The sequence below is a fragment of the Atopobium minutum 10063974 genome (assembly GCF_000364325.1).
Lineage (GTDB): Bacteria > Actinomycetota > Coriobacteriia > Coriobacteriales > Atopobiaceae > Atopobium > Atopobium minutum.
Genome location: NZ_KB822533.1, coordinates 787,169 through 801,287, shown reverse-complemented (window position 1 = coordinate 801,287; position 14,119 = coordinate 787,169). Strand labels below are relative to the sequence as shown.

Annotated in this window: 13 protein-coding genes; 2 read left to right on the top strand and 11 right to left on the bottom strand. The window is 50.3% G+C overall.

Features of this window, described 5'->3' with window-relative positions:
* The first annotated feature begins 110 nt into the window (after nucleotides 1-110).
* A complete protein-coding gene (locus HMPREF1091_RS03735) occupies nucleotides 111-1,517 on the top strand; it encodes a putative DNA modification/repair radical SAM protein (RefSeq protein ID WP_002563500.1) in 1,407 nt (468 codons plus the stop codon).
* A 79-nt stretch (nucleotides 1,518-1,596) separates the two neighbouring features.
* Nucleotides 1,597-2,418, top strand: coding sequence for a TIGR03915 family putative DNA repair protein (locus tag HMPREF1091_RS03730; RefSeq protein WP_002563499.1), 822 nt, complete (start codon nucleotides 1,597-1,599; stop codon nucleotides 2,416-2,418).
* A gap of 148 nt (nucleotides 2,419-2,566) precedes the next feature.
* Here the strand turns inward: HMPREF1091_RS03730 and HMPREF1091_RS03725 are convergent, their stop codons facing one another.
* From HMPREF1091_RS03725 to murD, 11 genes are all read right to left on the bottom strand, one after another.
* Nucleotides 2,567-3,247 carry a DivIVA domain-containing protein gene (locus HMPREF1091_RS03725; RefSeq protein ID WP_002563498.1) on the bottom strand — a complete coding sequence of 227 codons (681 nt, stop codon included), beginning with the start codon at nucleotides 3,245-3,247 and terminating at the stop codon, nucleotides 2,567-2,569.
* 49 nt (nucleotides 3,248-3,296) lie between these two features.
* Entirely contained in the window at nucleotides 3,297-3,560 is a 264-nt protein-coding gene (locus tag HMPREF1091_RS03720) for a YggT family protein (protein WP_002563497.1), read from the bottom strand.
* A gap of 5 nt (nucleotides 3,561-3,565) precedes the next feature.
* Nucleotides 3,566-4,192: a cell division protein SepF gene (locus HMPREF1091_RS03715; protein ID WP_002563496.1), complete on the bottom strand. Its 627-nt coding sequence runs from the start codon at nucleotides 4,190-4,192 to the stop codon at nucleotides 3,566-3,568.
* Nucleotides 4,189-4,950: a YggS family pyridoxal phosphate-dependent enzyme gene (locus HMPREF1091_RS03710; RefSeq protein ID WP_002563495.1), complete on the bottom strand. Its 762-nt coding sequence runs from the start codon at nucleotides 4,948-4,950 to the stop codon at nucleotides 4,189-4,191. The genes HMPREF1091_RS03715 and HMPREF1091_RS03710 overlap by 4 nt, the downstream gene beginning before the upstream one ends.
* Before the next feature lie 47 nt (nucleotides 4,951-4,997).
* The gene (locus HMPREF1091_RS03705) at nucleotides 4,998-5,804 is read right to left on the bottom strand and encodes a polyphenol oxidase family protein (RefSeq protein ID WP_002563494.1); all 807 of its coding nucleotides are present in this window, start codon (nucleotides 5,802-5,804) and stop codon (nucleotides 4,998-5,000) included.
* A gap of 9 nt (nucleotides 5,805-5,813) precedes the next feature.
* Nucleotides 5,814-6,944 carry a cell division protein FtsZ gene (gene ftsZ / locus HMPREF1091_RS03700; protein WP_002563493.1) on the bottom strand — a complete coding sequence of 377 codons (1,131 nt, stop codon included), beginning with the start codon at nucleotides 6,942-6,944 and terminating at the stop codon, nucleotides 5,814-5,816.
* 261 nt (nucleotides 6,945-7,205) lie between these two features.
* A complete protein-coding gene (locus tag HMPREF1091_RS03695; RefSeq protein ID WP_002563492.1) occupies nucleotides 7,206-8,396 on the bottom strand; it encodes a cell division protein FtsQ/DivIB in 1,191 nt (396 codons plus the stop codon).
* A gap of 23 nt (nucleotides 8,397-8,419) precedes the next feature.
* Nucleotides 8,420-9,847: a UDP-N-acetylmuramate--L-alanine ligase gene (gene murC / locus HMPREF1091_RS03690; RefSeq protein ID WP_002563491.1), complete on the bottom strand. Its 1,428-nt coding sequence runs from the start codon at nucleotides 9,845-9,847 to the stop codon at nucleotides 8,420-8,422.
* 64 nt (nucleotides 9,848-9,911) lie between these two features.
* Nucleotides 9,912-11,048, bottom strand: coding sequence for an undecaprenyldiphospho-muramoylpentapeptide beta-N-acetylglucosaminyltransferase (murG, locus tag HMPREF1091_RS03685; RefSeq protein ID WP_002563490.1), 1,137 nt, complete (start codon nucleotides 11,046-11,048; stop codon nucleotides 9,912-9,914).
* Nucleotides 11,049-11,053: 5 nt separating this feature from the next.
* Entirely contained in the window at nucleotides 11,054-12,700 is a 1,647-nt protein-coding gene (ftsW, locus tag HMPREF1091_RS03680; RefSeq protein WP_002563489.1) for a putative lipid II flippase FtsW, read from the bottom strand.
* Nucleotides 12,701-12,702: 2 nt separating this feature from the next.
* Nucleotides 12,703-14,109 (bottom strand): UDP-N-acetylmuramoyl-L-alanine--D-glutamate ligase, encoded by a 1,407-nt coding sequence (gene murD / locus HMPREF1091_RS03675; protein ID WP_002563488.1) that lies wholly within the window; start codon nucleotides 14,107-14,109, stop codon nucleotides 12,703-12,705.
* Nucleotides 14,110-14,119: the final 10 nt, after the last annotated feature.

Here is a 14,119-nt window from a genome sequence, read left to right as displayed (position 1 = left end):
CATTATTACTTTTAATAACGCTCCGACATATCGAACAGTTGTACTATTGCCGTCCCTGTGGTATTCTTTTTTAGAACATATGTTCTGTACGGGGGTGCACTGTGGATACCATGTCAAAGCTTGAAATTCTTGCAGAAGCTGCGCGCTTTGATGTAGCCTGCACTTCATCTGGCTCTAACAAAAGCTCTAAGGCTGGTATGTTAGGTGCCACTCGTGCAGCTGGCTGTTGTCATAGTTTTACGGAAGACGGCCGTTGCATTACTCTGCTTAAAGTACTCATGTCAAACAACTGTAGTTTTGACTGTGCGTACTGTGTTAATCGTAAAAGCGCTTCTTGTCCTCGAGCAACGTTTACTCCACGCGAGCTGGCAGAACTTACTGTTGAATTTTATAAGCATAACTACATTGAAGGCCTGTTTTTGTCTTCCGGAGTTTTGGGCACGGCAGATGCCACATCTGAGCGGATGATTGCCTGCTTGAGCATCTTACGTGAGGACCTGCGTTTTAACGGGTATGTTCATACTAAAATCATCCCAGGAACCAGTCCTGAACTCGTGGATGTCATTGGCAGATTATCGGATCGTTTATCGGTAAACTTAGAATTACCAAGTGCCGCTTCTTTATCTACTCTCTGCCCTGATAAAACCCCTTCTTCCCTCTTAGCACCCATGGCGCTTATTCATAACAAACGCATGGAGGAAGAGCAAACACTATTCCTTAACACTACGCACAACCCAAGCGCAAAACAGGCGCGCACCCTTACTGCTGCCCCTGAGAAAACAACCCGTCAATACTCTGAGCGTGCGCTTATCTCCAATGGAGCCTGCTATACCCTACCCACCAGGTCCATGCAAAAACCTGCTCGCGTAAGAAATTCTCTGAGAAGCTTTGCTGCAGCTGGACAGTCTACGCAAATAATCGTAGGAGCAAGTCCTGAGGATGATAATCACATTCTCAAGCTGTCGAGCTCGCTGTATAAAAAGTTTGAGCTAAAGCGCGTGTTTTTCTCGGCGTATATGCCCATGTTGGAAGATGAGCATCTACCGGAACTGGGCACGCCTGTTCCGTTGCGACGTGAGCATAGGCTTTATCAGGCGGATTGGCTTATGCGCTATTATGGCTTTGATGCTGATGAGCTGGTAAACCCCCATACGCCATGGCTGGATTTAGAGGTGGACCCCAAGCTTGCCTGGGCGCTCAACCATATGGATCGCTTTCCTGTGGAGGTAATGGATGCCCCGCTTGAGCTCTTGTTGCGTGTTCCTGGTGTTGGGCCTGTTGGTGCTCGGCGCATCATACAAGCACGCCGCACAACCCTTTTAAGCTTTGATGATCTTAAACGTATGCATGTCACCCTTAAACGAGCACGTCACTTCTTGAGCTGTAATGGCAAACGCGATCCTCAAAGCCCCCTTGATGAGCAGCTCATTAGGCAGCGGGTGGTGAGCGATGCCACATATAGCAAGTACAACCAAAAAAGAAAAGAGCTTGAAGAACAGCAACTCAGCTTGTTCTAAAACAACCCGTTCTAAAACCTCAGGTACGCAGGGCTTATCTGAAGAAGCTCAGAGATTTGTTACAGAGATACAGAACTGTATGAGCAAACAGCAACGCGTGGTTCTGCTATGCAAGCCTTCGCTTGAGTCAATCCTCACCACTATTGCACTCACCTACTATGCACGGCACGGGAATGCAAAGCTACACAGCTCGCAGCTCCGACTTAGCTTAGAGAAAGCTTGCCAGCTGCAACTAGGTGAAACACCCATTGCACCCATAAAAGGACTGCAGGATTTGGCCTTAGTCAAGCGCCTCCTCACTCAACTGCAACGCTTTTATGGAAAGCCAACAAACTACCTTCTTGCGTGTGCCTGTAGTTATGATGACCCTGCCATGCCTCAAGCGGTATATGAATGGGTACGCATGGTTTTGCGCTATAAGAACCAGTCACAGACACTGCTGTCCGCTCCACAAACAGAAGCCTTTTTACATTTTGCTCGCAAAGCAAGCAATGAATGTGAGCACGCGCGGCAGTTTATTCGTATGAGTAAGATGGAAGATGGATCATACTTTGCGCGTTTTAGCGGCAAAGCTAATGTACTGCCCTTGGTGGCATCCCATTTTGCAGGTCGCTTGCGGACGGAAACGTTTGCCCTTGTTGATCCTGCTCATGAAGTGGCACTCATACACAATGCTGGAGATGCACGCTGTGGTGTCATGCTGTTGGATAAAGTACTGATGCAAGAACTGTTGGATGCAAAACAGCCGTCTGATGAAGAGCACTATATTCGCGCTCTGTGGAAAACCTTTTACAAAAAGCTTGGGTTTAGCCAAAGAGGCAAAGCTGAACGGGGCTATGACCTACGCATGCACTGGATGCCCAAACGTTTTTGGGATGGTCTGCATGAGCTGGAACCATAGAAGCCCTAGGAACCATAAAAAGTCCCTGCAGTCACATTGGCTACAGGGACCCCATCATCAATTGGTGCCAGATATGTTTGCTTGGTCGGCTTGACCGGATTGGCCGGTTTGACCAGCTTAGTAGGCTTGGCCGGTTTAGTCGGCTTGCTTAGTCAAGGTCGTCCAAGCTAATGGCAGGTGTCTGCTCAGGTACAGAAACAGAAGCTGCGTCTACAGCATTGGGAACGCTTACAGAAGGAGCAACGGCATGGTACTCAGACGACGTTGCGTTAGAAAGCACCTGATTGGGGAAGGCAGCATCTGCATCATCCATGAAGTGCTGCAACAGCGTCTTGTACTCAGAGCGGAACTCTTCACGGGAAGCCTTAAGACGGTCGATCTCATCCAGCTCATTTTGCTTCTCGGCTAAGGCAGCGCGAATGACCTCGCGGGCACGTTGATCTGCCTCGGTGCGGATCTTCTCGGCAGATTCCTTAGCATCGGCAACAATCTGATCTGCAGACTGCTGAGCAATGATAAGAACGCGGGAAATCTGAGCCTCAGATGCACTGGTGTCAGGCTGAACAGGACTCACAACGACTGCTGCCTCTGGAGCTGCGTAGGCAGAGGCCTCTGCGGCCTGCTCGGTAAGCTGAGCCACCTGCTCTTGAGCTGCGGCAAGCTGCTGCTCTGAATTGTTCAGACGGCCCTTAAGGTCTGCAATCTTTTGCAACATTGCATCCAGCTCACCAGAGAGCTGCTCGAGAAAAGCATCCACTTCCTCTGTGTCATAACCATGCTTGGATGGCGAGAAGGTAAGCTGATCGATGTCTGCTGGAGTAATAGCCATTGTTAGTTCCTTTCATGTGAGCGCCACTACGCAAAGATAGCCGTGCTTGTTAAAGTATACCTACAAAGAAATTGACTACAAAACGTGCAAGTAATTGCAGGACGATAAGCCCCACAATTGGTGAAAAATCTATGCCTCCTATGGGAGGAATGAAGCGCCTAAATAAATTCATGTACGGAGCCACGAGCTTATCGAGTACAACACACAAATCCTGGAACCACTCACAACGCTGAGGGAACCACGAGAAGATGCACCAGGCGAGTATCAAAAACTCGTAAAACCTAAAAAGAGCAGCAATACCACTTGCAATCATACGTTTTAATCCTTGCGAACAATCGTGCCGTCTGCAATGAGCTTATCGACCTCATTTTGAGAGAGCTCCTTGCCGGCGGGCAAAACAACAAAACATTGCACACCCAACTCCTGAATCTGACCGCCCACACCACAAGCCAGACCTGCGCAGAAATCAAATATGCGCTTTGCTGCGTCCATATTGGTGTTGCGGAACAACAAAATGACAGGCTGATTGGTGCGAACACGACGAACAACCGTCTGACAGTCATCGTAGGACTGAGGGGTGAGCACATAAGCAGGAAGCTGACTACCAGAACGAGGAACGGCAGCACGTTCAGAAAGCGGAGTAGAGCGAACATAGCTTGCACGAGGTGCACTCTCGTAGTCATCATCGCGCGTATAGGTAGTTGCAGGGACAGAACCGCTATTGCCACCTAAGGGACGACCAGAGCGCGTATACACAGACACGCTGTCTGCCTCGGGACGAGGAGTGTTACCCAACAGACCGGTACCTGTATTTGCAGCTACATCATGAGGTTGATCGTATGCATCGGGGGTGTCATCGTAATCTTGCTCATCATAGACATCATCGTAGTAATCATCTTGAGGCTCTATACGAAGCTTATCTTTAATGGTATCTAAAAAACTCATCGTGTTACTCCCTTTGCATACTTTGGATCAAACACAATCCTACCCAGCCTAATAAGTGTCGAGCCCTGCGCAATAGCAATCTTAAAATCATCACTCATTCCGCAAGACAATACAGGTAGCTGATGGCCTATCTGTGTTTGCAGCTCATCACGCAATTCTCGCAAGCCTTCAAAGCTGCGCTTTGCTGCCTCGGGATTGTTTGCTGGAGCCATAGTCATAAGGCCTTGCCATGCCAAGCCTTCCATAGCAGCTAGTTGCTGCGCTGACTGGTACAGTTCACGGGAGCTAAAACCCTGTTTGCTTTGCTCGCCAGAAACGTTAACTTCAAACAACACGGGTTGTTGACGCCCAGCAGCTGTTTGACCTGTGTCTGCAGCCGCTGTTTGCGCCATTTGCATATCCCCCGATGCAAGCACACGCTTATTGATAGCAGCGGCTAGATCAAAAGACGAGACAGAATGGATGAGCTGACCGCAACCAAGCACATGGTTAATCTTGTTAGTTTGCAGATTACCAATCATGTCAAACGGCACAGAAGGCAATTCCGCCGTCTTGCGGACCAACTCTTGTGGACGATTTTCTGCAAAGTGATTCCAACCCGCTTGGATAGCTGCCTGTACCTCAGGAATGCCCACCGTTTTAGACACAGCAACCACGCTCACCTCACTGGGCTTACGACCAGCAAGCGCACAAGCAGCCTCTATATCTGCCATGATATGCTCACGTCGAGCAGCAATAAACTGTGAATACTCCAACATACCTCCCCTCGTTCTACAAACACCTCAGCCACGAAACACTATCGTAGCTACTCAACCAAAAACGCTATAGCACCGTGGCGACCACATATGCCTTGCTCGGCACGGTACGAGAAAAACTTATCTACCTCACTTGCTGTTGAGCGCTGGCAATCTACAAAATGCTGAGGCTGCAAGCCCGCCTCCAATAGCGATGCCTTAATGGCAGCACTCATATCCAAATTGCGCTCGCCCACACACACAAACTCACCAAACTCATCTATAAAACGCTGGATAAGTTCAGCCGATACCTCATAGTCCGCGGCAGAAATATGAGGACCTACATATGCTAAAACCTGCTGAGGTGCAGCGTTGGTTTGAGCACAGAGCTCTTGCAAAGCCGCCGCTACAATGCGCGAAAAGGTTCCGCGCCAACCAGAATGAATAACCGCAAAGCCTGGACGAGTTCCACCCTCTGCCACAAGAATAACGGGAGTGCAGTCTGCATAGCACAACAGCACAGGTATCTGAGCCGCCGTGCAGACAATAGCATCGCAGCCCTGAGCGATGCGTGCACGAAAAGCCGGCAGCTGATCGGCGCTCGAAATGGTACAAACCTCACTACCGTGTACCTGATGTGGTACTACCAAATTTGAGACAAGCTCCTTATGGCCCAACGCTTCACATACCAGCGCACGGTTTTTCTGTACCGCCTCTGGGTCATCCCCCACGTGCAAACCCACGTTAAGAGATGCATAGGGCTTATCCGAAAACCCACCACTGCGCTGAGTAAAAGCAAGCGTGACCCCAGCTGGGCAAGAGGTATCGCCCAGCAAGGTCACGCCACATGAGGTATATTCGCTCACGCGAGGAAACACTGATGCCCCTTATGCGCGAGAATTCCTGAGAAACTCAGGGATGTCAAATGCCTGGTTACCAAAGTCATTGGCAGGACGGCTTGGACGCTGGGCTGCAGCCGGACGAGGAGCCGCAGCAGGTGCAGGAGCTGCAGGACGGCTTTGTGGCATGCGGCTGAGCAGGTCAGGCATCTGTGTTGCATTAGCATCATTAAAACCAGTTGCAATGACGGTTACACGAACCTGATCACCCAAGGACTCGTCAACCACCGTACCAAAGATGATATTTGCCTCAGGATCAACATTGGAAGCGACAAGGTCTGCTGCCTCGTTGATCTCCTGGATGCCAAGATCTTTGTTGCCAGCAACGGACAGCAACACACGCGTTGCACCATCAATGGAGCTCTCTAGCAAGGGGCTGGAAATTGCTTGCTGAGCTGCATCTGCAGCGCGATTATCGCCAGAAGCCAAACCAATACCCATCATGGCAGAACCAGCACCACGCATAACGGTGCACACATCTGCAAAGTCGAGGTTAATCAAACCAGGAACGGTAATGAGGTCTGTGATGCCCTGGGTGCCTTGGCACAAAACATCGTCTGCCATACGGAATGCATCCAGCATCGTGGTCTTCTTCTCAGAGATGGAAAGCAGGCGATCATTAGGAATAACAATGAGCGTATCTACTGCTTCTGCAAGATTCTTGATACCGTCTACAGCAGAACCAGCGCGCTTGCGACCCTCAAAGGTAAAGGGCTTGGTTACCACAGCAACGGTCAGAGCGCCCACATCGTTCTTTGCAATGTTAGCAACAATAGGAGCAGCACCTGTACCCGTGCCACCGCCCTCGCCGGCAGTGATAAATACCATGTCTGCACCAGCAAGAGCACGCTTGATATCATCACGGCTCTCCTCGGCTGCCTCTGCACCAACCTCAGGATTAGCGCCAGCACCAAGGCCCTTGGTAATATCTGTACCAATGTGTACCTTAATATCTGCCTCAGAAATGGCAAGAGCTTGAGCATCTGTGTTGATAGCCACAAACTCAACGCCACGGATGCCCTCTTCAATCATGCGGTTAACAGCGTTGGTGCCGCCGCCACCTACACCAACAACCTTGATGACTGCAAGGTAGTTGTTTGGAGTATCTACGTCTGCCATGGTTCCTCCTCATTCATTTAGCTTGCGCACACCATGAAGTATGCAAACCTTAAAGTTCAACTTAAACTCAAAGCACAAGGTAAAGCGCGTAATATTTACATAGCTCGGCTTCAGATGCAACCAATTTGTATAAAAGATGGAAACCACAGGTAGATTGCTTGCTATATGCTTTTCTCAACCTTAAAGGGATACCTCAGGCTTTGTATAGTTATCGGGTAGATATGCACTTTCTCTAGCCTTTATGTAACCCTCTACATGAACCTAATGAGCTTGAGAGTTGGTTGTAGGGGACGTATCAGCGTCCTTATTTTTGCCATCCTCAGACTGCTGGGCGCTCTCTTCTTCTTTTTTCTTTGCGGCAGCCTCATCCGCGTCTGAAGGGGGATTTTTTGTGCCATCGGTCACACGACCACCCGAACCAGGATTGACTGACTCAGAGCCTACCTTGCGATAGCTTGGTTTGGAGGGCACGCGCACGTTAATGTAAGTAATTTGGTTAGGATACTGGGTAAGGAGCTGTGAAACCACACTCTCTTTGGTGGAAATATCGCTAGCGGCACCCAAAGATACCTCTACCCCACTGGACAACACGCAAGAAATAGACTCAGTACTTGCAGCGGAATAGCTGACAATATCTTTGGAAAAGTCTTTGCTAAATCCATTGATGTACTTCAACACTGCCAAGATTGTGGCATCAGAGGTCTTAGTTGCGGCCTTGGGCGTAATAGAAGAAGGTACGTTGGTAATCAACAGACAGCCCAGTTGATTGGCTTGTTGCAGGGCTACCGTTGTTGCAGATTCATCCTTTGAGGTGGTGATCTTAAACGGCTCAATCCACACGCCATCATCGCCAATATACCACGCAATATCGCCTGAACTCATAAGGACAATAGCGGACGCTTTGCGCTCTTCCACTTGCACCGTAAGCTTGTTAGGAAAAGAGCGACCAATGTGTACTTCACCTGCCCAGGGATTCTTTTGGATGTTTTGAGCAATCTCTGAAGTATTTACGTTAAGCAAGGTAGTTCCCGCAGGAACAGCAGCAAGCTTAGCAATGGACTCGGAATCCATATGCTGCGTTGGCTGCGCATCAATAGACTCAATCACAAATACCGGCAGTTGAGACAAAACCAGCAGCACCAACACTAAAGAAATAGCTGCTGCTGCAATGCCAATCAGAACACGGAGCGGAGAAACAGACAGCTTGGACAAGCTAAGCGAGAAACCCTTAGAGGACTTCGCGCTTTTTGCTGTGCTAGTACTACCAGAGCCCGACGAACCCTCACGCTTGTTTGCGTTTTCGATGCGCAGCTGCATGGACTGTTTAGCAGCAATACGCGCAGGGCTTGCTCCACGCTTCTTAAGCTGCTTAACAGCACGCGCCGTCTCTCGTTTTGTTGGCTTTTTTCGAGGTGTAGGCTTTACCTTCTTGCGATCTGAATCGGCTGCCATGCGTACTAACCCGTTCGTTGATGTTATGACTGCTGTGCAGCGCCATCAAGACGTGCCTGCATGGCCTCAATAAACTGTGGCCCCAGCAAGGTTATGTCGCCAGCACCTTGTGTAATAAGCAGATCGCCCTCCTGGCAAACATCGCACAGTTTTTCTACCAAGCCATGGTGAACTGGCACAAAACTAACCTGTGGCACCGTGCCCAACTTACGCACCGCCTGAGAAATTGTTTTGCCAGAAACACCTGGAATGGGCATCTCGCCAGCAGAAAATACATCTGCCACAAACAGCACATCTGCATCGTTAAATGCTACTCCAAACTGATCCGCCAGTGCCTGCGTACGAGAATACCTATGCGGCTGGAAGCACACAATAATGCGCTTGAAGCCCAACGGTTTAGCTGCAGCAAGGGTGGCTGCAATCTCAGTTGGATGATGACCATAGTCATCCACCACAGTAATGCCAGCTATGGTGCCTACCTGCGTAAAGCGACGATGTGCCCCACCAAAATGCAATAGTGCCGCGGCCGCCTGCGTAACATCAAAACCAAGCACATCTGCTACCGCAAGTGCAGCCGTAGCGTTTGCCATGTTATGACGGCCAGGGTTGGCGCTCAGAGTAACGTGCACAACACTGCCAGCAGGCGTGGTGACGCTCAGGTTACTTGTAATGCCCGTGCCACGCTCGCCAGCACACACCACGTAGTCATTGGTATCGGCAAAGCCATAGGTTACAAAGCGACGGTGTGTATTGCGCGCAAGTTCAATAAAATGCGGGTCATCACCGTTAATAACTATACAACCGGCCTCTCCTACCAAATCCATAAACTGGCAGAAGGTCTTCTCGACATTCTCGATAGTACCGTAATGATCCAGATGGTCAGCCTCTACGTTGGTAACCACTGCAATGGATGGCTCGAGGTATAAGAAGGAACCGTCGGACTCATCCGCCTCACAGACAAAGTAGCCGCCCTTACCATCACGGCCATTGGTGCCGTACTCCTCAACAATGCCGCCAATCAAAAACGCGGGATCTTTTCCCATGTGATCAAGCATGGAAGCAACCATGGAAGACGTAGTGGTCTTGCCATGCGTACCGGCTACAGCAATCTCCGTGCGGCCACGCCCTAAAGCAGCCAGCATCTTTGCACGCGGCCAAATCTGGATACCAAGTTCACGAGCACGAATGACCTCGGGATTGGTTTCTGGAATAGCAGAAGAAACGACCACAACATCGGGCATGAGGTCATCAATGTTTTGGGCTTCGTGGCCTATGCGTACCTCAATACCGGCCTCCACGAGCTTGCGCACGTAATGCGACTGCTTGAGGTCCGAACCGCTTACACAAGCACCACGCTGATGCAACACCAATGCAATGCCGCTCATGCCAGCACCACCAATACCTACAAAGTGGGCGCTCGAGAAGGGCAGGGCAGTTATGGATTGGGACATAGTATCTCCTAGGAGTCTAAAAAGGACACTATAACTCTACCCCATCTTGAAGGGAGCAAAGCCTCTACGAACGCTTCTTTGACACGCTCTCCACTTCATTGGCGAGAAGAGCCGCAGCGGTTGCCGAGCCCAAGCCATTGGCAGATTCACGCATATCTGCTAGCTGAGCAGGGCTGTCAATAAGCGATAACAACGTCTGCGAGAAGACCTTCTCGCCCAGCTGATCGTCTGCTACCATGCGCGCGGCACCACAATCTACCAGCAAGCGCGCATTGGTGGTTTGGTGGTCTGCCGTTGCAAAGGGATAGGGCACCAGCACGGAAGGAACGGACAGTGCAGCAATCTCTGCAATGGAAGAAGCACCGGCGCGCGAGACAACCAGATCCGCTGCAGCCAATACAGCTCCCATATTGGCAATGTAAGGCATAACATGATAACGCTGTTTTTCTTTATCGCTCAGATCCAGCTCGAGCAGCGTTTGATCGTAATCTGCTGCGCCCGTAGAATGGATAACATAGAGGTCTTGCCTGGACAAAAGCTCAGACTTAAGCGCCGCAAGCGCACTATTAAGGTGCTTGGCACCCAAGCTGCCACCAAACACCACTACCAAGCGTGCATCTTGAGGGACGTGTATGGCCTGACGACCCGCTGTACGTGTGGACTGAACCACGGACTTACGCACTGGATTACCAGTAACTTTAATGCGCTCATCGGAGCCTAGAATTTTTTGAAAGGCCTCTTGTGCAGCGGGAAAAGCAACGCATACGGCAGCGGATTTTTTTGCAGATGTTTTATTGGCCAGGCCTGGGACAGAGTTTTGCTCATGCAATACAACGGGCACCTTATGAGAAGCACACCAATCAACAAGGGGCAGCTCCACGTAGGCACCAAATCCCACCGCTACATCAGGCGCGCCAGTAGCACTAAAGCGTCGTCCAAGCTCCGCCTGTGCCTTACGGATACGCCACAATGCCGTTACCAACGTCCAAGGACGAGAGCGATCAAAACCGGTTACCTGCAAAGGAACAAAATCATAGCCAGCCTCGGGCACAAGTTTTGCCTCAAGGCGATTAGGCTGACCGTAAAACGTAACATGATGGCCACGTGCCACAAGCTCCTCTGCCAGAGCAAGGGCAGGATTTACATGACCAGCAGTGCCTCCAGCAGCAAGAGCAATCTCAAGCTTAGTAGTAGTTGTCAATTGGATTACCTCCTGCGATTATCCTTTGACGAGTCCGATCTGCGTGAGCGTAGGCGCTCCGCCGGACTGGGCCCCAAGTCTATACGGGTCGCACGATCAGTACGGGTTGTGCGCTCGCTACGGGTCGTACGATCCGAGCGCTCCGAGCGAGAAGACCGCGTTGTCTGCACGTCGCGCGCCTTGTCCGCAGCTGCTTTGCTCCGAAAACTCAACACGGTGCGGTGCGTGTTTTCTTGGGCAGCAGCAGAAACATTGGATCTGGTGTGTGCGGAGGACCGAGTAGCACTGCGTCTTTGGACAGAAACCACCCCAGAGTCTGAGGAGTCCTGATACGCACTCCCCTTCTGATCGTTTGCCAAGCTCATCTGGCTACGACGACGATCAAACTCGGTCTCAGGCAAAACGCTTTGCTTGGATACCGACAAAATAAGACCCACCAACGCCAACGTGGATATGATAGACGAACCACCATAGGACAAAAACGGCAGGGGCTTTCCTGTCATGGGAGCAATACCTAAGATTCCCATAACGTTTACAAACAATTGGATAATAATAAGCGAGGTACAACCAGCAGCAATAAGCTTGCCGCACAGATCAGGTGCATTCTTAGCAATACGATAGCCGTAGTAAAGAAACGCACAAAAGCCTGCAATAACCGCAAGTGTGCCGATAAGACCGGTCTCCTCGCCAATAACTGCAAAAATAAAATCGTTATGCGCTTCGGGCAAATAGGAATACTTTTGGCGTGACATACCAATACCCGCGCCCATAAAACCGCCGCTACCAAAGGCATAAAACCCTTGAAGGATCTGATAGCCCGCACCATAGGGATCTGCCTCAGGATTGAACATGGTAAAAACGCGGGCACGTGAATAATCGTCCACCAAAATATATACAAGCATAAACGCAGCGACAGCTGCCGCAGCAAGCAATAAGGGACGCATGGGATACCCGGAAAGGTATGCCATCACTAAGATGGTGCCACTCAAAATAAGCGTCGTGCCTTTATCCGGCTGAAACAAAATAAGTACTACAGGCGCCACAATGTGGAGAGCAACCGCTTGATAAAACTGACGATCCGTCATTGATTGCTCTGCAAAATATCTATATAAGATATCTGCCGTATACAAAACAATAACGACCTTTACAAATTCGGATGGCTGGAATGAAAATCCCGCAAGATTAAGCCAGCGTACTGCGCCTTTAGTAGCAATACCCAAACCAGCTGTTAATAACAACAGCGCAATCGACACCGCCCAGGCTAAGAACAGTCCTTTACGCAGGGTGTGGTAGTCAATCATACTGAGCAGCACAGCAACAACAACACCAATCGCTGCATAAACGAGCTGACGCTTAAAGAAATATGCAGGATCTCCTGCAGACTGCAGCGCCTTCACAGAGCTGGCCGAGTAAATCATGACCAGACCAAATACCACAAGTGCAGCCACGATAAGCGACAAAATCAGACGAGGCTCCATAAAGCGTGCAGGAACACCAGCGGCTATACGCTCCAAAAAGGACTTCTTGCTTTGTGCGCGTCTGCCAGAAGCATCGGTGCGCTCACTGCTGCGCTTTGTTGTATCCAATGACGCACGCTTGGTGCGTGTATTGGGTTTAGCTTGTTGAGATGTACCACGAGTAGGAGATGCCATACTTAGCGCTCCTGAATTTTAGTTGCAACAAGCTGCTTAAAGACGCAACCACGCTCTTCATATCCGGAAAACTCATCAAATGATGAACAGGCCGGAGAGAGCAATACGGTGTCCTGCGGCCCAGCAAGCTCACAGGCACGCTCTAGAGCATCCGCCAAATGTTCTGCACGCACAAGCTTGGGCGTCGTAGGCATATGAGCAGCCACAGCGGCCGCAGCTAGAGCAGATTGAAAACGCTCACCAGCTTGGCCAAAACACACCACAGCCTTACAGCTTGTCAAAGCAGCTTGACAAAAGCTTGCAAGGTTCGTGCCCTTATCGTGTCCACCTGCCATAAGCACAATGGTTTGAGGAGGGAAGGCACTTAAGGCTTTGAGTGCAGCGTCGGGATTGGTTGCTTTGGAATCGTTTATAAACGTAACGCCATTAAGCTGGCCGACCGTCTCAATGCGATGCGGCAGAGGGCTAAAGCTGGCAAGCGTTTGTGCAATACTGCTAGCAGCAGCTCCCACCTCCAGTGCAGCAGCAGCGGAAGCTAGGGCATTTTGTATATTGTGCGCACCCTTGAGCAACAGCTCATCCACAGAAATGAGCTCAACCTCTGTTCCATCTAACCGTACCACCAGCAAATTGTTACGCACAAAAGCAGCGCTTGGCGTCTGAGGGTCTGCAGAGCTGCTTACCACACAAGTACGAATCTTGCGAGCAGCAAGGCGCTGTACCAGATCCTTGAGGTTGTCATCAGAAGAAACAATGGCAAGGTCATTCGGACCAAGATTGGCAAAAATACGTTCTTTGGCGGCACTATAGTTATCAAGCGAACGATGCCATGCCAGATGATCGGGGGTGATATTAAGCAACACGGCCACACGCGGATGCAGAGTTGAACTCCCAGCCAACTGAAAGCTGGAAAGCTCTGCTACAAACCACTCGTCTTTTTGACGAGAAGGTACACAGCTAATGCTCAGTGTGCCAATATTGCCCACTGCTTGAGCAGCTAGACCAGCCTGCTGCAACATCGTACAGGTAAGTGTGGTGGTGGTGGTTTTACCGTTGGTGCCCGTAATGCCAATCCACTTGGCAGGACTTTCACGAAAGGCAAACTCAGGCTCGCCCATAATCTGGCTGGAATGGTTTTGAGCACTGAGAAAAAAATCGCAAAACTCAGAGATGCCCGGAGAAGAGATGGCCACGTCATAGCTGCCCTCAACGCTGTCGCAGCCTACAACAACACGTACACCATAAGCTTCAAGCTGTGCGGTTTTCTCACTTGCAGTAGACGAGGCACCACCATACAGGGTGATGGAAGATACACGGCTGGGATCAAGGGTAAGGAGGTAGTCGCAGACGGCAAAACCCGTTTTGCCCAGTCCAAGCACGAGTACATTTCCTAAATTCCAAACAGCCATATTAAACCTA

Coding starts and splice junctions, on each gene's coding strand:
- HMPREF1091_RS03695 (WP_002563492.1), bottom strand. CDS start 8,396: ATGGCAGCCGATTCAGATCGCAAGAAGGTAAAGCCTACACCTCGAAAA.
- HMPREF1091_RS03725 (WP_002563498.1), bottom strand. CDS start 3,247: ATGGCTATTACTCCAGCAGACATCGATCAGCTTACCTTCTCGCCATCC.
- HMPREF1091_RS03710 (WP_002563495.1), bottom strand. CDS start 4,950: ATGTTGGAGTATTCACAGTTTATTGCTGCTCGACGTGAGCATATCATG.
- murC (WP_002563491.1), bottom strand. CDS start 9,847: ATGTCCCAATCCATAACTGCCCTGCCCTTCTCGAGCGCCCACTTTGTA.
- HMPREF1091_RS03730 (WP_002563499.1), top strand. CDS start 1,597: ATGAGCAAACAGCAACGCGTGGTTCTGCTATGCAAGCCTTCGCTTGAG.
- ftsZ (WP_002563493.1), bottom strand. CDS start 6,944: ATGGCAGACGTAGATACTCCAAACAACTACCTTGCAGTCATCAAGGTT.
- ftsW (WP_002563489.1), bottom strand. CDS start 12,700: ATGGCATCTCCTACTCGTGGTACATCTCAACAAGCTAAACCCAATACA.
- HMPREF1091_RS03735 (WP_002563500.1), top strand. CDS start 111: ATGTCAAAGCTTGAAATTCTTGCAGAAGCTGCGCGCTTTGATGTAGCC.
- HMPREF1091_RS03715 (WP_002563496.1), bottom strand. CDS start 4,192: ATGAGTTTTTTAGATACCATTAAAGATAAGCTTCGTATAGAGCCTCAA.
- HMPREF1091_RS03720 (WP_002563497.1), bottom strand. CDS start 3,560: ATGATTGCAAGTGGTATTGCTGCTCTTTTTAGGTTTTACGAGTTTTTG.
- murD (WP_002563488.1), bottom strand. CDS start 14,109: ATGGCTGTTTGGAATTTAGGAAATGTACTCGTGCTTGGACTGGGCAAA.